This is a genomic window from Mesorhizobium sp. DxT (assembly GCF_058448885.1).
On record NZ_JBZFLJ010000001.1, the window covers coordinates 166,685 to 184,694 of the forward strand.

Annotated in this window: 14 protein-coding genes, 1 pseudogene and 1 other annotated feature (1 of these 16 only partly in view); of the genes and pseudogenes, 9 read left to right on the top strand and 6 right to left on the bottom strand. The window is 65.5% G+C overall.

The window, feature by feature from the left end:
* Positions 1-3: 3 nt before the first annotated feature.
* From ACVJNE_RS00735 to ACVJNE_RS00755, 5 genes and pseudogenes are all read left to right on the top strand, one after another.
* Positions 4-2,148 carry an Ig-like domain repeat protein gene (locus ACVJNE_RS00735; protein ID WP_499563162.1) on the top strand — a complete coding sequence of 715 codons (2,145 nt, stop codon included), beginning with the start codon at positions 4-6 and terminating at the stop codon, positions 2,146-2,148.
* Between the two features lie 185 nt (positions 2,149-2,333).
* A complete protein-coding gene (locus ACVJNE_RS00740) occupies positions 2,334-4,688 on the top strand; it encodes a putative bifunctional diguanylate cyclase/phosphodiesterase (protein WP_499562112.1) in 2,355 nt (784 codons plus the stop codon).
* Positions 4,689-4,840: 152 nt separating this feature from the next.
* Positions 4,841-6,505, top strand: a complete 1,665-nt coding sequence (locus ACVJNE_RS00745; RefSeq protein ID WP_499562114.1) for a Na/Pi cotransporter family protein — start codon at positions 4,841-4,843, stop codon at positions 6,503-6,505.
* A gap of 80 nt (positions 6,506-6,585) precedes the next feature.
* Positions 6,586-6,693 (top strand): annotated as a pseudogene (locus ACVJNE_RS00750) (ACT domain-containing protein); the annotation flags it as partial.
* 15 nt (positions 6,694-6,708) lie between these two features.
* Positions 6,709-6,927: an ACT domain-containing protein gene (locus ACVJNE_RS00755; protein WP_499562116.1), complete on the top strand. Its 219-nt coding sequence runs from the start codon at positions 6,709-6,711 to the stop codon at positions 6,925-6,927.
* Between the two features lie 117 nt (positions 6,928-7,044).
* On the opposite strand, the gene ACVJNE_RS00760 is transcribed toward ACVJNE_RS00755, so the two are convergent.
* Positions 7,045-10,224 carry a bifunctional cytochrome P450/NADPH--P450 reductase gene (locus ACVJNE_RS00760; protein WP_499562118.1) on the bottom strand — a complete coding sequence of 1,060 codons (3,180 nt, stop codon included), beginning with the start codon at positions 10,222-10,224 and terminating at the stop codon, positions 7,045-7,047.
* A 93-nt stretch (positions 10,225-10,317) separates the two neighbouring features.
* On the opposite strand from ACVJNE_RS00760, the gene ACVJNE_RS00765 reads away from it, so the two are divergent.
* Entirely contained in the window at positions 10,318-10,932 is a 615-nt protein-coding gene (locus tag ACVJNE_RS00765; protein ID WP_499562120.1) for a TetR/AcrR family transcriptional regulator, read from the top strand.
* 29 nt (positions 10,933-10,961) lie between these two features.
* Here the strand turns inward: ACVJNE_RS00765 and ACVJNE_RS00770 are convergent, their stop codons facing one another.
* On the bottom strand, positions 10,962-11,411 hold the full coding sequence (locus ACVJNE_RS00770; RefSeq protein WP_499562122.1) for a GatB/YqeY domain-containing protein: 450 nt from the start codon (positions 11,409-11,411) through the stop codon (positions 10,962-10,964).
* A gap of 188 nt (positions 11,412-11,599) precedes the next feature.
* Here ACVJNE_RS00770 and carA point away from each other — a divergent pair, with 188 nt between their 5' ends.
* A complete protein-coding gene (gene carA / locus ACVJNE_RS00775) occupies positions 11,600-12,820 on the top strand; it encodes a glutamine-hydrolyzing carbamoyl-phosphate synthase small subunit (protein WP_499562124.1) in 1,221 nt (406 codons plus the stop codon).
* Positions 12,821-12,826: 6 nt separating this feature from the next.
* Here carA and ACVJNE_RS00780 read toward each other — a convergent pair whose 3' ends face one another.
* Entirely contained in the window at positions 12,827-13,330 is a 504-nt protein-coding gene (locus ACVJNE_RS00780) for a DUF2937 family protein (protein ID WP_499562126.1), read from the bottom strand.
* Between the two features lie 218 nt (positions 13,331-13,548).
* Here ACVJNE_RS00780 and ACVJNE_RS00785 point away from each other — a divergent pair, with 218 nt between their 5' ends.
* Positions 13,549-14,112, top strand: a complete 564-nt coding sequence (locus tag ACVJNE_RS00785) for a hemerythrin domain-containing protein (RefSeq protein WP_499562128.1) — start codon at positions 13,549-13,551, stop codon at positions 14,110-14,112.
* Positions 14,113-14,135: 23 nt separating this feature from the next.
* Here ACVJNE_RS00785 and ypfJ read toward each other — a convergent pair whose 3' ends face one another.
* Entirely contained in the window at positions 14,136-15,032 is an 897-nt protein-coding gene (ypfJ, locus tag ACVJNE_RS00790; RefSeq protein ID WP_499562130.1) for a KPN_02809 family neutral zinc metallopeptidase, read from the bottom strand.
* 182 nt (positions 15,033-15,214) lie between these two features.
* Between ypfJ and ACVJNE_RS00795 the strand changes: the two genes are divergently transcribed.
* Complete coding sequence (locus ACVJNE_RS00795) at positions 15,215-15,484, top strand: hypothetical protein (protein ID WP_499562132.1); 270 nt, start codon at positions 15,215-15,217, stop codon at positions 15,482-15,484.
* 6 nt (positions 15,485-15,490) lie between these two features.
* Here ACVJNE_RS00795 and ACVJNE_RS00800 read toward each other — a convergent pair whose 3' ends face one another.
* Both ACVJNE_RS00800 and ACVJNE_RS00805 read right to left on the bottom strand, forming a co-directional pair.
* Positions 15,491-16,342: a universal stress protein gene (locus ACVJNE_RS00800; protein WP_499562134.1), complete on the bottom strand. Its 852-nt coding sequence runs from the start codon at positions 16,340-16,342 to the stop codon at positions 15,491-15,493.
* A gap of 70 nt (positions 16,343-16,412) precedes the next feature.
* Complete coding sequence (locus tag ACVJNE_RS00805) at positions 16,413-17,897, bottom strand: SulP family inorganic anion transporter (protein ID WP_499562136.1); 1,485 nt, start codon at positions 17,895-17,897, stop codon at positions 16,413-16,415.
* 67 nt (positions 17,898-17,964) lie between these two features.
* Positions 17,965-18,010 (bottom strand) — a sequence feature (sul1 is cis-regulatory element that is thought to sense ions involved in sulfur or methionine metabolism; They are found in Alphaproteobacteria) (it continues 10 nt past the right edge of the window).

Sequence of the window (18,010 nt, forward strand, 5' to 3'; positions counted from 1 at the left end):
CAGATCGCGACCACCACTGCGCTCACGTCGAGCCAGAACCCCTCCAACGGAGGCGACAGCGTCACCTTCACCGCCACGGTCACGGCGGCATCCGGCGGCGGCACGCCGACCGGCACCGTCACCTTCACCATCGACGGAACCGCGCAGGCCCCGGTCACGCTCGACGGCAGCGGCCAGGCAAGCTTCTCCACCGCTGCCCTTGCCCCCGGCAACCGAACGATCGAGGCGTCCTATTCCGGCGACACCACCTACACGGCCTCGACCGACACGCTGACGCAGACCGTCGACCAGATCGCCACCGCAGCCGCGCTGGTTTCAAGCGCCAACCCCTCCACGGCTGGCGAGGCGGTAACGTTCACAGTCACCGTCTCTGCGGCATCGGGCGGCGGCACGCCGACCGGCACCGTCATATTCACCATCGACGGCACCGCACAGGCTCCGGTCGCGCTCGATGCGAGCGGTCAGGCAAGCGTTTCTACGACGGCCCTTTCTCCCGGCGCGCGGCCGGTCGCGGTCGCGTATGGCGGCGATGCCACCTACCTCGCCTCCTCCGATACGCTGACCCAGACCGTCAATCAGATCGCCACCACGACCATTCTCGCCTCCAGCAGCAACCCGTCGGATTTCGGCGAGAGCGTCAGCTTCACCGCAACGGTCGCGCCCGTGACCGGCAGTGGCACGCCCACAGGCACGGTCACCTTCACGATCGACGGGACGGCGCAGCCCGCTGTCGCGCTCTCCGGCGGCACGGCGGTGCTGACGACCAATGCGCTGTCGGGAGGCGACCACACGATCGTCGCAACCTACAATGGTGGCAGCGGCTACTCGGGCAGCACGTCACCGTCGCTGCTGCAGCGCGTGCGCGCACTCGGAACCGTCGTCATCCGCCAGACCGTCAGCGGAACGGACAGCACTTTCGACTTCTCGTCCGCCACGCCGGAACTCAATCTGTCGATCGCCACCGCAAACGGCTCCGGACAAAGCGGCCCGATAGGGCTCATGGCCGGCAGCTATGTCGTCACCGCCGGTGATCGACGTGCCAAGGGTTATGCGCTCGTGGGCATCGCGTGCGACGACGGTGACAGCGCCGGCAATGTCGGGGCCCGCACCGCGACCATCAACCTCACCGCCGGCGAAACGGTCACTTGCACGTTCAATTCGCTCAGCTCCGCCGACAAGGCGACGCAGATGATCGGCGAGTTCCTCGAGGCCCGCGGCGCACTCATCCTCTCGCACCAGACCGACATGCAGCGCCGCATCGACCGTCTCAACGGCACCGCTCCCTCCATGGGCAACCCGGTCTCGATGCTTTCGGCCTATCTGCCGGGCATTGTCGACGGCGGTGTGCTGTCGATGTCCACCAGCCTCGCGCAGGTCGACAGGCTGGCCGGCAAGGAAAAGCAGTCGCGTTTCGACATATGGTTCGAGGGCACCTACGGCCGGTTCGACGGCGACAGCGCTGACGGCAAATTCGCCGTCGCCTCTGTCGGCGCGGACTATCTGGTCAACCGCAACCTGCTGGTCGGTGCATTTTTCCAGGTCGATCATCTCAGCCAGTCCCCGCTGGCGGACGGCAGCTTCGTGCGCGGCACCGGCTGGCTTGCCGGGCCGTATGTCACCGCACGGCTTTCCGAACATCTCTTCCTCGATCTGCTGGGCGCCGCCGGCACGTCCCAGAACACGATCAGCCCACTCGGCACCTTTACCGACGACTTCGATGCGCGGCGGTGGCTCGCAAGCGCGCAGGTGAGCGGTCAGTGGGCCTATGGCGCATGGACCTTCTCACCACGCGCAGGCGTCTCCTGGTTCGGCGAGCACACGAAGGCCTATGTCGACAGCCTGGGCGTCAGCGTTCCGTCCGTTGACTATAGTGTCGGTCAGTTCGCGTTCGGACCCGGTGTCTCCTACCGTCACCTGACGGAGAGCGGATACGTGATCGAACCGAAGCTGCGCGTTGAAGGCGTTGCCGAATTCCGCAACGAGGCGTCGGGTGCGCGCACCGAAGATTTCCACGCGCGCATCCAGGCCGGCACCGACATCAGGACACCGGGCGGCGCCTCGCTGGGGCTCACCTTCACCTATTCCGGCATCGGCGGCGATACCCGAAGCTATAGCGGCAAGATCGGCGTCTCCGTCCCGCTGAACTAGAGTATTTCTCGTCTCGTCCGTTTCAGACGAAAAGCCTCCAGCATGACCGGCCTGCCATTCGGGCAGGCCGGTCAAACAGGGTTCGGTCAAAAAACCCGACCCCGACTTAAACGTTTCTCAATAAGCTTCAGCTAATCCAGCCAAGTACTTCTGGGGGCTCATCTTCTGGGTTGGGGCTTGTCTGCATGCTGACCGTCTACAATTGCATCGTCGAAGACCATGACGTGCGGCTCGTGTTGCTCGCCGCGATCATCTGCGCCATATCCTCGCTGACTGCGGTTTCACTTCTGGATCACGTCAAGAAGGCGACAGGGCGCGTGCATCTGGCATGGACGGCCCTTACCGCCTGCTCGATCGGCTTCGGCATCTGGGCCACGCATTTCGTGGCCATGCTCGCTTTTGCCCCTTCCCTGCCGGCCGCCTACGATATGCCGCTGACGCTTCTGTCGCTTGCCGCCGCCGTGCTCATAACCGGCCTTGGCGTCTATCTGGCGACCATCGGCGAGACCATCGACCATCACCTCGTCGGCGGATCGATCATCGGCGGCGGCATCGCCGCCATGCATTTTATCGGCATGGCAGCCTTCGAGGTTGAAGGCGTTCTCCTGTGGGACCAGCGCTATGTGGCCGTGTCGCTCGTCGCCGCCGTCATTTTCGGCGCATGCGCGATCCGCGCAGCACTCGCATTGGCCGGGCGCTGGAACAAACCGGTCGCCGCCCTCGTTCTCACGCTCGCGATCTGCAGCCTGCACTTCATCGCCATGGCCGCCGTGTCCATCCGGCCCGACGCTTCCGTGACGATTGCGCCGTCGGCCGTCCCCACGACCTGGCTTGCCGTTGCGGTCGCTGTCGCCGCGCTCGTCATCCTTCTGCTTTCGGCGGTGGCCCTGTGGGTTGACCTGCGCGACCTGCGTCGCTCGGATGTCGAGAGAAAACACCTGCTCGATCTCGCCAATGCAGCGATCGAGGGGCTGGTCGTCTGCCAGGCCGGCACCGTCGTCACGGCCAACGCCAGCTTCCTCGGCCTTTCGGGCCTCGCCCTGTCGGATGTGATCGGGGTCGACTTCGACCGCTTGATCATGCGTCAGGCAACCAAGACGCCCGAAGACGAGACGTTGCTGCTGCGTGCCGACGGCAAGCGGCTGCCGGTCGAGGTGCTGGCGCGCACCATGAGCTACAACGGCGTCCCGCATACCGTCTACGCGGTGCGCGATCTGCGCGAACGCAAAAAGGCCGAGGCCGACATCCGCCATCTGGCCTTGCATGATGCGTTGACCGGCCTTCCCAACCGCCGTGCCTTCAACGAGCGGCTGGAGCAGGAGATCGCCGCCCACGGCGCTGACGACGGCCGCCAGCTGGCGCTGCTGTGTCTCGATCTCGATCGCTTCAAGGAAATCAACGACCTCTTCGGCCACGCAGCCGGCGATGCCATGCTGCAGCGCGTTGCACAGTCCATGGAGGGCGTCCTTGGAAAAGACCAGATGTTCGCACGCCTGGGTGGCGACGAGTTTGCCATCATCGCCCCCGGCGTCGACGGCTGGCAGGACGTCGCGCGCCTTGCCGAGGCTGTCCTCGAAGCGTTTCGCATCGAAAACCGCGACGCGACCAACGACGGGGTCATCTCCACCAGCATCGGCATCGCGCTCTTCCCGTCCGATGCCACCGACGCCGAGACGCTGGTCGGTCAGGCCGACACCGCGCTCTACCGCGCCAAGGCAGACGGCCGCGACACTTTCCGCTTCTACGAAAAGCAGATGGGCCAGGAAGTGCGCATGCGCAGGCTGATGGAGCACGAGTTGCGCCACGCGGTGTCGCGCAACGAGTTCAGCCTCGTCTACCAGCCGCAGAAGAAGCTCGACACCGGCGAGACGATCGGCTTCGAAGCGCTTCTTCGCTGGCATCATCCCGAGAGAGGCAGCATCTCGCCGGCCGTTTTCGTTCCGGTCGCGGAAGAATGCGGCGCGATTGTCCCAATCGGCGAATGGGTTCTGGAAACAGCCTGTAACGACGCGGCCGGCTGGGAAAGCCATATCACCGTTGCCGTGAACGTGTCTGCGGTTCAGCTTCACAGCCCCGAATTTGCGCAGAAGGTCCACCAGATCCTGCTCAGAACCGGCCTTCCGCCGAGACGGCTCGAGATCGAGATCACCGAGACGGCACTCGTTCGCGACATGAACCGTGCCCTGGCCACGCTGCGCCAGCTCAAGGGCCTGGGCGTGATGGTGGCGATGGACGATTTCGGCACCGGCTATTCGTCCCTTTCGAACCTGCGCGCGTTCCCCTTCGACAAGATCAAGATCGACGGCTCCTTCGTGCGCTCTGTCGACACCAACGAGCAGGCCGCAACCATCGTCAAGGCGGTGCTGGGCATCGGGCGCGGTCTCGGCCTGCCTGTGCTGGCGGAAGGCGTGGAGACCACCGAGGAGCTGAAATTCCTCGCAAGCGAGTTCTGTCAGATCGGCCAGGGTTATCTGCTCGGACGTCCGGCGCCGCTGTCCTCCATGAAGGATGACAAGGTGGCAACGCCCTCCGCAGCTTAGCCGGGAGCCGATGTGATTCGTCGGAAATAGGCCATTTAAAGTTTATTCGGCTAAGCTATAATTGTCGGAACCAAAACGCTTTCCGGTGATTTGCAGGCCATGGCCTCACATGTGAACCAAGCCGGCCGCGCCCGCCGCGCGGCCAAGTCGCGATGACGGGCTCCGTCGTCCTCATCCATCTCGCAGGCGCCGTCGCGCTGCTGCTGTGGGCCACCCGCATGGTCCGGACCGGCGTCGAACGCGCCTATGGTGACGTCCTGCGCCGCAAGTTGCGCGGCACGTTGCGCAATCCGCTGCTCGCGGTCGCGGCCGGCGGTGCGCTGGCGATTGCGTTTCAGAGCGCGACCGCCGTCTCCCTGCTGGTCGGCTCCTTCGCGGGGTCCGGTATCGTTACGGGTGCGGCAGGCCTGGTCGCCGTGCTCGGCGCGGACCTCGGCTCCGCCTTCGTCGTCAAGCTCCTGTCTTTCGATCTGTCACTGCTTGTGCCGATCGCGCTCTTCGTCGGTACGACGATCTTCCTGGCCACCGAGCGTCGCGCATGGCGCCAGTTCGGGCGCATCCTGGTCGGCGTCGGCCTCCTGATCCTGTCGCTGCGCCTTATCGGCGAAGCCTCCGAGCCCCTGCGCGAGAGCGGCATCCTGCCGGTTGTCGTCAACTACCTCGCAGCCGATCCCGTCACCGCGTTCCTGATTGCGGCCGTTGCAACCTGGCTCTTCCATTCCAGCGTCGCGTTCATCCTGCTCATCGTCGCGCTGGCCGCGCGCGGCCTCGTGCCGGCCGAGCTCGGCATCGTCATGGTGCTCGGCGCAAACCTCGGCGGCGGGCTGATCGCGGCAATGCTCTCGCGCACCATGTCGCCGCCCAGCCGCGTCGTGCCCCTGGGCAATCTCACGATCCGGGCCATCGGCGCGTTGCTGGCATTGGCCGGCATTGTCTGGCTGCACCCGCCGCTGGAACTGCTGGGCGCGAGCGTGCCGTTGCAGATCGTCCACGCGCACATTGTCTTCAACGTGGCGCTTGTGATTGCTGGCATTCCGTTTGCCGGCCTCGTCGCCCGCACGATCGAGCGGCTGCTCGCCTATGCCGCGCCGCCGGTTCCGGTCACGCTCGAGGACAAGGATACGAACGCGCTCGATCCCGAAGCGCTGGGCACACCGTCGCGCGCGCTCGCCAATGTTACGCGCGCGGTCGTCGGCGTATGCGAGACCATCGAGGTGATGTTGAAGAACATCATGGAGCTCTATGAGGAGCCCGATCGTGCGCGCATGGCGGCGCTTGCCGCGCTCGACGACCGGGTGGACCGCAGGCACGCGGCGATCAAGCTCTATTTGGCGCGCATCACCACCGGCCAGATGAATGACGACGAAGCCCGGCGCACGCAGGAGCTTCTTGGCGCCTGCGTGAAGCTGGAGCAGGTCGGCGACATCATCGTGCGCAACATGCTCGTACATGCCGGCAAGAAGCTGGACCGTGGCCTGAACTTCACGCCGGAAGGCTGGCGCGAATTGTTGAACCTGCATGCGGCGGTGGTTGCCAATGCCCGCCTCGCCTTCAACGTGCTGATCTCGCGCGATACCGAGACCGCGCTGCAGCTTGTGCGCGAGAAGGATCGGCTGCGCGATGTCGAGCGCGCGACCAGCCGCAGCCACTTCGAGCGTCTGCGCGAAGGAACGCCGCGCAGCGTCGAGACGAGTTCGCTCCACCTCGACACGATCCGCGACCTGAAGCAGATTAACTCCCTGCTCGCCTCCATCGCCTATCCTGTGCTCGAGGAGCGCGGCATGCTGGGCGGCACCCGGCTCAAGGCGGCGGAGTAGAGCGCATAGACCCGATTGGTAAGAAGCGGAACGCTCCGTCTCATTCAATCAAGCTGCGCGTCGTTCCAGGCATCTACGGTCTGGCCCGGCTCGCCGGCGACGCCCCCATCCCGGACTGGGCCAATGGTCCCGGCTTTTCGGCGGTAATCCGCGCCGACGACGAGCTTACCATCGTCTGCCCGCAGGACCGGATACCGGATCAGGTGGATGCAGACCGCAACTGGCGCTGCTTTCGCAGTCTCGGCCCGTTCGCGTTCGATGCGACCGGAATCGTGCTATCGCTCATTCAACCCCTGTCCACGCAGGGCGTCGGCGTCTTTGTCGTCTGCACCTTCGACGGGGAACATATCCTCGTTCCCGAAATGGATTGGGACAAATCGCAGGCTTTGCTTGAGCGCGCCGGCCATATCTTTGTGGAGTGAGGATCAAGGCCCTGCCCGCCTCAATCGCCCATCCAGGGTTGGAGGGGCGCGGCATGCTGGGCGCTGCCCGGTTGAAGGCGGCTGAATGGCCGCCGCCTCCCTCCAAGCCGTCCTCGTTCAGGCGAAGACATCCGCCACATAGCGCCCGTGGTCCCGCTCCACCGTGTCGGCCCAGTCTTCCGCCTGCGCCTCGCTCGCGCCCGAAGCCTCGCGGTAGATGCGGATCAGCGTTTCGCGAACGGCGGGCGCCATGTGCCTGCCGTCGCCGCAGACGAAGACCGTAGCGTCCTGCCGGAAGAGCGCCTCCACGCGCTGCCGCTCCGTCCAGACCCGATGCTGCACGAACGTGACCTCGCCGTCAGGCTGTTCCGAAAACGCCGGCAGCACGGTCACGACCTCGTCCCTCTCCCAGCCCGACAGCTCGTCGCGATAGAGATAGTCGACATCGGCGTGGTTGGTGCCGAAGAACAGCAGCGCAGGGCCGACCTCCTGCCCGCCGGCCTTCTGCGCCGCGCGCTCCTGCAGGAAGCCGCGGAACGGCGCAAGTCCGGAGCCGGCGCAGATCATCACCATCGGCTTTGCCGGGTCTGCCGGCGGGTGGAAGCGCGCATTGGAGGGCCGAACCGCGATCGAAACACGGTCGCCCGCTTGCAGCGATGCGAGGTAGGACGACGCCACGCCCCGGTACTGGCCGGCGCCCGAAAAAGCCGGCGCATCGACCACAGCGATCGTCAGCGTCACATGATCCGGCTTCCACAGTGGCGACGACGAGATCGAGTACTGCCGCGCCTTCATCGGCGGCAGCATCTGTAGATAGGTCTCGAACGTGACGGGGCACGACTGGAACCGGTCGAGCAGGTCGATGACGCTGCAACGCCGGCCAAGGACGTCTGCATCGTATCCGTCGCCTGCAAGCAACTCCAGCTCCGCCTTCTCCGGCGGGCAACGCGTTGCGGCGGCAAGCGCACCGACCTGCGCCCGCGTTGCAGGCTGCGACAGTTCCACATAGTTCGACAGAAGCTCTGCGCAGCTCACGGGGTGGCCCACCGGTAGACCTGACGCTCCTTGCGCACGGTTGATGACGACCATCGTATCCGCCGCCAGCCCGAACCGGCGCAGCACGCGATCGACGGCAGCCTCGGGGTTGCGCGCCAGAACGGCCAGATAGTCGCCCGCGCGGTAGGTCATGCCTTCCGGCAGCCTGAATTCGATATGCCGCTTCGAGCGCGCGCCGGGCGCCGTCATGTCGACCAGCTCCCGGTTTTCGGTGACGACGCCCTGTTCGAGGTCGCCTAGCCGCAGCGCACTTTCGCGCCCGCCCTTCACGAATTCGAGTTCGAGCGTGGCGGCTGGCTCTGCGGCCGCGATCGTCCGCCCGAATGCCTCGCCCAGCGCCGGCCACAGACCGGCATACCAGCTATCGAAGCTGCCGAAGAAGTCGCCGCCCGAATCCGCTTCGCCGCGCTCGCCAGCCCGCTTTGCGCCCGCCTTTTCAAGCGCGACATCCACCCGCTTGGGGATCGCCTGATAGGTGCGCGCCCACTGGCGGTTGCCGCAACCGAAGACGGCGAAGGTGAGCCCGTCCAGCGACCCCGCCTTCAGGTCTTCCACCGAAGCGACGAACTGACGTGCATTGTCCGGCGGCTGGCCTTCATAGGACGCGGTCACCACCACCAGCGCTCCTTCAGCCGGCAGGTTGTTGGCATAGCCGTCCATCGGCGCGACGACGGCGTCGAACCCGTTGGCGGCCGCGTCCGCCGCGATCCTGCCGGCAAACGCCTCCGACGAGCCGGTATTGCTCCCGTAGAGCACCAGCAGCCGGGTCGCGGCTTCGCCCTCCGGCAGCGAGACCTTTGCCGGAGCCGCAAGCGGCTTTTGCGGCGTGGTCAGTGGCTTGCCGCGCGTCAGCGTCTTCGACGAGCGGCGCGCTTTGGCGCGGATCTTCAGGTTGTCCGGCTTGATCGTCAGCGTCTCGTGAATCTTGAGCTGGTAGGCCGGGTCGTCGAAGACGAAGTCGAACCGCTGCAGCATCATCGCAAGCACAAGCTGCGCTTCCTGCATGGCGAATGGACGGCCGATGCAGGCGCGCTTGCCGGTGCCGAAGGGTTTCCACGCGTTCGGCGGAAGCTGCTCTGCACTTTCCGGCGCGAACCGCTCGGGGCGGAATGCTTCCGCGTCCTCGCCCCACACCGCCGGGTCGCGATGCAGCATCGGCTCCAGGATCATCACGGTATCGCGTGTCGTCAGGTCGTATTTGCCCGCAAGGACGGTGTCTTCCAGCGGCTTGACCGCAAAGGCGGCGGCAGTCGGCCAGATGCGCAGGCTCTCCATCAGCACCTGCTCGATGTAGCGAAGCTGTGCCAGATGTTCGACGCGGGGCACCTCGTCGCCCAGCACCTCGTCGACCACGGCGCGCGCCTTCTGCAGCACCTCGGGGTTTTTCAGAAGCAGATAGGTCGCGAACGAAAGCAGCCCGCTGGTCGTCTCGTGCCCGGCGATCAGGAACGTGATCATCTGATAGGCGATGTTTTCTTCCGAGAGCTTCTCGCCCGTTTCCGGATCGACACCGTTGAGCATGCGGCTGAGAAGATCGTCCTTTTCAGCCCCCTTCGGATCGCTCTTGCGTTCCGCGATCAGGTCCTGCGCGACGCCGCGAAGCAGGTCGGAATCGGCCTGGTACTGACGCGCCGTGGAAAGCATCAGGTTGCTGACCAGCTTTGGCCGGCGCGCCCTTTGGCCGGATTCGGCCAGCGCTCCCACCATCGCCCCCACGAACGGGTGCATCTCATTCTGGTAGAAGCTGTTGAAGCGATAGTCGAAAGCGCACAACGCGATCGTGTCGAGCGTAAGCCGCGTCATGTTGTCGGGCACGTCGATCACCGCGTCGGGGCCAAACCGCTCCCACCGCACGAACATCTGGTCGGCAATGTCGAGCATCTTGTCGAACATCGAGCGCACGCCGATCGGCCCGAATGCGGGCATCAGGATGCGGTGCGCCTTGCCCCAGTTCGGCTCTTCGCTATGGGCGGTAAACAGCCCGTCGCCGGCAAAGGCGCGGATTTCCTCCAGCGGCGCATGCACGCGCTTGTTGAAACGCGTCTCGTCGCACAGCTCGTTCACGAGTTCCTGCGAACTCGCCACATACATCTCGCGATCGAGGATCTTCAGCTTGAAGAAGGGACCGTACGTCCTGGCAAGCCCCATGAGGCTTTGGACCGGGTTCTGCGCGTCCAGCTCGGTCAGGTTGCCGATGATCGGCTTCAGCGGCGGTTGCGGTACATGGTTCGTTGCGGGCATGAAAGCACCTCTGGAAAAAGCCGGCGCTTGACGGTCAGCCGGCAGACAACTAAATTACAAATGTAAAATAGTAAGCAGGCAGGGGCTTGTAAAGTGGCGGATGTCAAAAACAGAAAATCGCGGGAAGACGACCCCCGTTACAGGCGCAGCCTCTCGGCGATCCTCGACGCGGTCACCAGCCTCGTCGAGGCGCATTCGCTTGCTGAAATCTCGATAACGCGGGTCGTTGAGGCCGCCGGCGTCACCCGCCCCACCTTTTACCAGCACTTCGCCGACGTGCCGGCTGCGGCAAGGGTGGCCGGCCTAGCAAGACTGGAGGCGGCATTCCCGCCGCCTGAGCCGCTGTCCGATCTGGGGACGCTGACCCCGCAAGCCTTGCGCACGCATATCGTCGGCCACGTCGAGCCGGTTCTGCGTCACCTGTGCGAGCACCGCGTCTTTTATCTGCGCATCCTCGACGGTGCGGGAAACGTCGCCTTCTTCGAGGAGATCGTATCCTTCGTCTCCGGCCGCATGTTGCCGGATGTCTTCGAGATCGCCACGCGGGAGGGAGGGGCCGAGACCGACGACCTCATCGCCGTCACCGCGGGCGGTGTCATGTGGCTGACCATCCGCTGGCTTCGGGGCGAACCGCCGCCCGAAAACGCCGAGCAGATGGCCCATCGCATAGCGGGCCTCACGCCCGCCATGGTCGCGCGGATCGGTTGAGAGGACGAAGCCTGCCGGCGCGTGCCAGCCTAAGCCAGCAATTCCTTGACGATGGCGCTGGCGCGCGAAAAGTCGACCCGGCCCGGATAACGCTCTTTCAGCACGGCCATCACCGCGCCCATGTCGCGCAGGCTCGACGCGCCCGTCTCGGCAATCACGTCCGCACAGATGCGTCGCAGCTCGTCCTCGCCTATCTGGCGCGGCAGGAACTCTTTTACGATCTCGATCTCGGCGCGCTCCGCGGCCGCCAGTTCAGGGCGCCCGCCATCGGCGAACGCCTTGGCCGATTCCTCGCGCTGCTTGACCATCTTGGTCAGGATCTGGAGAATCTCGTCGTCGCTGACCCGCTCCTTGCCGACGCCGCGATTGGCGATGTCCCTGTCCTGGATCGCAGCAGTGATCAGCCGCAGCGTCGCGACGCGGATCCTGTCCTGGCTTTTCTGCGCATCCCTCAATGCCTGGGCGATTGTGTCGCGCATGACTGTTCCCTTGTTTCGCCGGCGTGCGTTGCCGATCATTGACCGCGCCAAGGCCTTCGCCTATGGACCGGACCATACTATCTATAACGCGGCGAAGGCCAGAAGGTCCCCGCCAGGCTGCAGTCTGCGCGATATGTCCCGCCGACGGGATGATTGCAAGCGCGGTCTCTCAGGAACGGAGAACGGCGATGGTCGAAAAGAACGACGCGAGCACGAGCGCGCCCTGGGCGCAGAGGAAGCCCACCGCCCTTCTGGTGCTGGCCGACGGCACGGTGATCGAAGGCTTCGGACTGGGCGCGACCGGCCACGTCGTTGCCGAGGTCTGCTTCAACACCGCGCTCACCGGCTACCAGGAAATCCTCACCGATCCGTCCTATGCCGGCCAGATCGTCACCTTCACCTTCCCGCATATCGGCAATATCGGCGCCAATGGCGAGGACATTGAGGACCTGAACCCGGCTGCGCGCGCCGGCGCCGTCGGCGCGGTCTTCAAGGCCGACATCACCGCACCGTCGAACTACCGCTCCGCCGAAGGCCTGAACGACTGGCTCAAGCGGCGCGGCATCATCGCCATGAGCGGCATCGACACGCGGGCGCTCACGGCGCTGATCCGTGAAAAGGGCGCGCCCAACGCCGTCATCGCCCACGCGCCGGACGGCAATTTCGACGTCGCGGCCCTCACGAAGGAAGCGCAGGCCTGGTCCGGCCTCGTCGGCCTCGACCTGGCGAAGGACGTCACCTCCGGTCAGTCCTCGGCGTGGAACGAGACGCCCTGGGAGTGGAACAAGGGTTATGGCGAGACGGCCGCCGAGCCTGCCATGCACATCGTCGCCATCGACTACGGTGTGAAGCGCAACATCCTGCGCCTTCTGGCGGGTCTCGGCGCCAAGGTCACCGTGGTGCCCGCAAAGACCCAGGCCGAGGACATCCTTGCGATGAAGCCGGACGGCATCTTTCTGTCCAACGGCCCCGGCGATCCGGCAGCAACCGGCGAATATGCGGTGCCGGTGATCCGCGACCTTCTGGCAGCCGACCTGCCGATCTTCGGCATCTGCCTCGGCCACCAGATGCTGGCGCTCGCCGTTGGCGGCAAGACGGTCAAGATGCACCAGGGTCACCACGGCGCGAACCATCCGGTGAAGGACCACACCACCGGCAAGGTCGAGATCGTGTCGATGAATCACGGCTTCGCGGTGGATTCGAAGTCCCTGCCGGAAGGCGTTGAAGAGACTCACATTTCGCTGTTCGACAATTCCAACTGCGGCATCGCGCTTGCCGGCACGCCGGTCTTCTCCGTGCAGCATCACCCGGAAGCCTCGCCGGGCCCGCAGGATTCGCACTACCTCTTCCGCCGCTTCGCCAACCTCATCCGCGCCCGCAAGGGCGAACCCGCACTCGCCGAGCGCTAGTCGGGCCTACCTGGCCCCGGCACGCCGTCGCCTGCGGCCGAAACCCAGCAGGCGCGCGATCGCCATCGTCATCAGCGCGCCGATCCCGAACCCGGCTGCCGCCCATGCCAGCCCGTGCGGCGTGATCGGCAGCGCCGGCTCGAAGTCGCGCCACGCGCCCCGCACGAGCCTCCCGTCATAGCCACGAGTCAGCGCCAGCGGGCGCGCGATCGGCGGCATCGCGCCCATGCGCTCCACCTGCTCGGCAAGGCTTTCATAGCGCGCCACCGCCTCGCGCATGCTGATGCCACGGTCGCGGAAGAACGTCTCCGCGGATTCGCTGTACAGCGCCAGCGCCTCCTCGCGGCTCAGCCCGCTGCGCGCCGCATCCTCGTCGAAGCGCGCGACCACGGCCTGCATCTCCTCGATCGCGCCGCCCAGCCGCTGCCTGTACTGTTGTGCGAACTCCGGTGCCTGGCCAGCCGCAAGCGCCACGGCGATCCCGCCCGCCATGACTGCCGTTCTGCGCACGATCGCCACGAGCCTTCCTCCCGCTATCCCGCCGCCACCGCGGCGTACCCGAAGACCCTCTCCAACGTCCCTGCCACCGCCATGGTTTCATCGAGGTGACCGGGTGACGTAAAGGTGCCGTCTTGCGTAAACGTCACCGCAGCCTATCTAGGGGGGCGGTTACCAAAAGATACCGCCCTCGTTCGAACCGACTTCCCACCGCAGGAACGCCCTTACCCATGAGTTTCACCATCGATCTTCTCGACGACGCGACACGGCCGAAGGCGCCCAGGATCGAGGGCGTCACCGAGCCGCAGCGCATGCAGGGCCGCCGGCTCGCCATGATCCACGCAATGCACCTGCGCCAGATGGCCGAAGTGCGGCAGGTCATGGAGCATGTCACGGCCGGCGAAATGCAGGTGGACGCGCTCGGCGAAGCGCTGTCGGACATGCAGATGAGCCACAACTACCGGGTCTTCGGCAGTCTCTGCGGTCAGGAGTGCCGCATGCTCACCTTCCACCACACAGCCGAGGACCGGATGCTGTTTCCGGCGCTTGCGGCGCAGGACAATGACGGTCTGCGCAAGGTAGTCGAGCGCCTCGCCGCCGAGCACGAGGTCATCCATCACCTGATAGAGCGCATGGAGGCCGCAGCCCGAGCCGCGATGAGCGAGCCCGGCCCGGAAACCTTTGCCAGCCTGCGCGAATCGTTCGAGACGCTGGAACGCGTCGTCGTCTCCCACTTCGGCTACGAGCAGGAAGAACTCGAGGAAGCGCTCGGCTACTACGAGATCGAGATCTGACCTGACACGTCGGGAAAAGCGCGTCAGATCGGGTTGTTGAACGTATCGCAGTCCGCCAGCCGGCCGTTGCGCAGGCCGTTGGCGAACCAGGTCGCGCGCTGCTCCGACGTGCCGTGGTTGAAGCTTTCGGGCACGACATAGCCCTGCGTGCGCCGCTGCAGCGTGTCGTCGCCGATCTGGTGGGCCGCGTTCATGGCTTCCTCGATATCGCCGTCCTCGAGCAGGCCCTTCTGCGCGGTGAAATGCGCCCAGATGCCGGCGAAGCAGTCGGCCTGCAACTCAACCCGCATCGACATGCGGTTGGCCTCGGCCTGTCCCATGGTCTGGCGCTGCCTGTTGAATTCCGGCAGCACGCCGATCAGGTTCTGCACGTGATGGCCGACCTCGTGCGCGATCACATAGGCCTGCGCGAAATCGCCGGACGCGCCGAAGCGCTGCGACAGTTCGCGGAAGAAGCCGAGATCGATATAGACCCGCGAATCGCCGGGGCAGTAGAATGGGCCGGACGCCGCGGAAGCAAAACCGCATGCCGAACGCACCTGATCGGTGAAAAGCACCATGCGCGGCTCGGTATAGGTCTGCCCTTCCGCCTGGAAGATGCCGTTCCACACATCCTCTGTCTCGGCCAGAACCACGGAGACGAACTGCGCCTCTGCATCGGTCGGCTGGCTGCCGGGCGCCTCATCCTGAGTGATCTGCGGATTGGCCGGCCCGCTGCCGCCCTCCAGGATCTGCAACGGGTCGATGCCGCATGCGCGCAGCACGAAGAACAGCACAACCAGGATAACGATACCGGAAAGCCCGCCCCCGCCGATGGGGATCTGCATCGGCCTGCCGCTACGCCCGAAACCGCCGGGTGCGCCGCTCTGTCCACGACGGTCCTCGACATTGCTGCTCTGCCGACGGCCTCTCCAACGCATGGTCTGCTCCTCGCAAGTCCCGGCCTGTGCCCACTCGGCCAAGCGCAATACAACTGCAAACTAGCGAAAGCGTTGCACCGGGTCATCCGCTTTCTCGCATCGCCCGCAGAACGTGTCAGCGTTAATGAAGCGTTAAATCAGGGCGGTTAGCGTCGCGCAACCATCCTGAAAACCGGCCCCGCATGACCACGCCCGCGCCCCTTGCACCGCTGATCGAACTCGCCGCGCAGAAGAACCTCGATCTGTTCTTCCGCGTCGGGCGAGGCTATCTCACGCGCGCCATGCGCAGTGGCATGCAGAACCAGCAGGGCTGGGGCGCAAGCCCCCTCGGCGTCCAGTCGCGTGCGGAGGCCCGCATCGTCTGCACGCTGGCTCCGCCATTGCCGGAAGCCCGCCTTTATGCGTGGCCCGGCGGTGCGCAGCGCCGCGGCGCCCTGCCGGTCACGCGCTGAACGCCGCTACCTGAACAACAGCACCGGGATCTTGCACGACCGGATCATCTCCGTCGTGGTAGAGCCGATGAACAGCGACCGGATACGGGAATGGCCATAGGCGCCCATGACCAGCAGGTCGATCCCGTCGCGTTCCACCGTCTCTGAAATGACCTTGTCGGGCTGTCCGGGCACCAGCTCGGCGGCTGACTCGTGCCCTCCGGCCTTCAGCGTCGCCTGCGCGCCCTCCAGGGCCCGCCGCGCCTCCACGCTCTCGGTGCCCGCCATCAGAAGCCGGATGTCCAGACCTGCGAAAAGCGGCGAGCGCGCCACATGGTCCACGGCCTTCATCGCGCTCTGCCCGCCATCATAGGCGATCAGGACCTTGCGAACCGGCCTGAATGTACGCGCGGCAACGAAGACCGGCTTCTTCGACGCGCGCGCGATCCGCTCCATGTTGGAGCCGAGATGCAGCTTGGCGAAATCCGCCGCCTCGCCCCGCTTGCCGATCACGATGCCGCGCGCGTCGACCTCGGCCTCCGCAACGGCCTCAAGCAGATCGCCATTGCGCAACCGCGCGCTCACCGTCTCGACGCCGGCTTGCTTCAGGGCGGCCTCGGCATCCTCGAGGATCGCCCGGCCGCGCTTCTGCGCCAGGCGCGCACGCTGCTCGTCCAGTGTCGAAAGCTCCTCCAGCAGAGCGGTGCGCGCGCCGAGCGCAATCGAGCCCGAAAGGTCGGAGCTCGCCGTTTCGCGCCGCCCGAGCACGTGCAGCAGTTCGACCGGCGCACCGGTGCGGCTGGCGATCCAGGCTGCGTATTCGCACACGCTCCTGGAATAGGCCGATCCGTCGACCAGCGCGATGAGTTTGTCGGTCATGAAATCCTCCCTGCCGTGCAGGTTAAGCCGAGAAATCGAAAAGGTGCAAACGAAGCAAGCTCGCCCATCGTCAATGCGCCATCAGCTTGTCGAGCGCGCCCGGCTTGTCGTGGATGGCAAGCCGGTCGACGATCGTCTCGCTCGCCGTGTTCATGCCGACTATCTCCACCTCCGCGCCGTCGCGGCGGAACTTCAGCACCGCCATGTCGAGCGCGGCCACGCTGGAGATGTCCCAGATGTGGGCGCCCGAGACGTCGATCGTGACCTTCTCCAGCGTCTCCCTGAAATCGAACGCCGCCATGAAATCCTCCGCCGAGGCAAAGAAGAGCTGGCCTTCGACCCTGTAGGTGCGGTGTCGGCCGTCCGCGCTGAGCGTCGAGGAAACGGCGAAGAGCTGCGCGATCTTCCAGGCAAAGAAGATGCCCGAGAGAAGCACGCCGATCAGCACGCCGATGGCGAGATTATGCGTGAAGATGACGCCGACCACCGTCGCCAGCATGACGATGGACGACGAGCGCGGATGATCCCGCAGGTTCCTGATCGACGACCACGAGAAGGTGCCGATCGACACCATGATCATGATCGCCACCAGCGCGGCCATCGGGATCTGGCTGACGAGGTCGCCGAGCACGAGGATCATGAACAGCAGCAGCACGCCGGCGGCAAAAGTCGACAGCCGCCCGCGCCCGCCCGACTTCACGTTGATGATCGACTGGCCGATCATCGCGCAGCCCGCCATGCCGCCGATGAAGCCGGTCGCCGTGTTGGCGATGCCCTGTCCGATGCACTCCTGGTTGCGGTCGGACGGCGTGTCGGTCAGGTCGTCGACGATCTGCGCCGTCATCAGCGATTCCAGCAGGCCCACCACCGCCACTGCCGCCGAATAGGGCAGGATGATGAGCAGCGTTTCCAGCGTCAGCGGAATATCCGGGATCAGGAATACCGGCAGCGTCGAAGGCAGTTCGCCCATATCGCCCACGGTGCGCACGTCGAAGCCGAAGGCAATGGCAACCGTCGTCAGCACGACGATGCACACCAGCGGCGACGGAACGGCCTTGGTGAGGCGTGGAAAGAGATAGATGATCGCCAGTCCCGCCGCGACCATGACATAGGTCAGCCACGGCACGCCGATCAGCTCGGGAAGCTGCGCCATGAAGATCAGGATTGCCAGCGCGTTGACGAAGCCGGTCATCACCGAGCGCGACACGAAGCGCATCACGTAGCCGAGCTTCAGGAAGCCCGCGCCGATCTGCAGCAGCCCGGCAAGCACCGTCGCTGCCAGCAGGTACTGCAGCCCGTGGTCGCGCACCAGCGTCACCATCAGCACGGCGGTCGCCGCCGTCGCGGCCGAGATCATGCCCGGCCTGCCGCCCACGAAGGCGATCAGCACGGCAATCGAGAACGAGGCGTAGAGCCCGACCTTCGGGTCGACCCCGGCGATGATCGAGAAGGCGATGGCCTCAGGGATAAGCGCAAGCGCGACGACGAGGCCGGCGAGAAGATCGCCGCGCACGTTGCCGAACCACTGCGCGCGGTAGGCGGACAAGGATTTCATGAAATTCCAGCAGTATCGAAAGCCTGACGATCGGCCCGGGCGGGTCGCATGGCGTCTCAGGCGTGTTCGTTGTCCGGCGGATTGGCGGCCGGAAGAGCCACCCGGACTTTCAC

Excerpts from the sequence above, each read along its gene's own strand:
- ACVJNE_RS00740 (WP_499562112.1), top strand. The coding sequence starts at position 2,334 with ATGCTGACCGTCTACAATTGCATCGTCGAAGACCATGACGTGCGGCTC.
- ACVJNE_RS00745 (WP_499562114.1), top strand. The coding sequence starts at position 4,841 with ATGACGGGCTCCGTCGTCCTCATCCATCTCGCAGGCGCCGTCGCGCTG.
- ACVJNE_RS00760 (WP_499562118.1), bottom strand. The coding sequence starts at position 10,224 with ATGCCCGCAACGAACCATGTACCGCAACCGCCGCTGAAGCCGATCATC.
- ACVJNE_RS00770 (WP_499562122.1), bottom strand. The coding sequence starts at position 11,411 with ATGCGCGACACAATCGCCCAGGCATTGAGGGATGCGCAGAAAAGCCAG.
- carA (WP_499562124.1), top strand. The coding sequence starts at position 11,600 with ATGGTCGAAAAGAACGACGCGAGCACGAGCGCGCCCTGGGCGCAGAGG.
- ACVJNE_RS00785 (WP_499562128.1), top strand. The coding sequence starts at position 13,549 with ATGAGTTTCACCATCGATCTTCTCGACGACGCGACACGGCCGAAGGCG.
- ypfJ (WP_499562130.1), bottom strand. The coding sequence starts at position 15,032 with ATGCGTTGGAGAGGCCGTCGGCAGAGCAGCAATGTCGAGGACCGTCGT.
- ACVJNE_RS00795 (WP_499562132.1), top strand. The coding sequence starts at position 15,215 with ATGACCACGCCCGCGCCCCTTGCACCGCTGATCGAACTCGCCGCGCAG.
- ACVJNE_RS00800 (WP_499562134.1), bottom strand. The coding sequence starts at position 16,342 with ATGACCGACAAACTCATCGCGCTGGTCGACGGATCGGCCTATTCCAGG.
- ACVJNE_RS00805 (WP_499562136.1), bottom strand. The coding sequence starts at position 17,897 with ATGAAATCCTTGTCCGCCTACCGCGCGCAGTGGTTCGGCAACGTGCGC.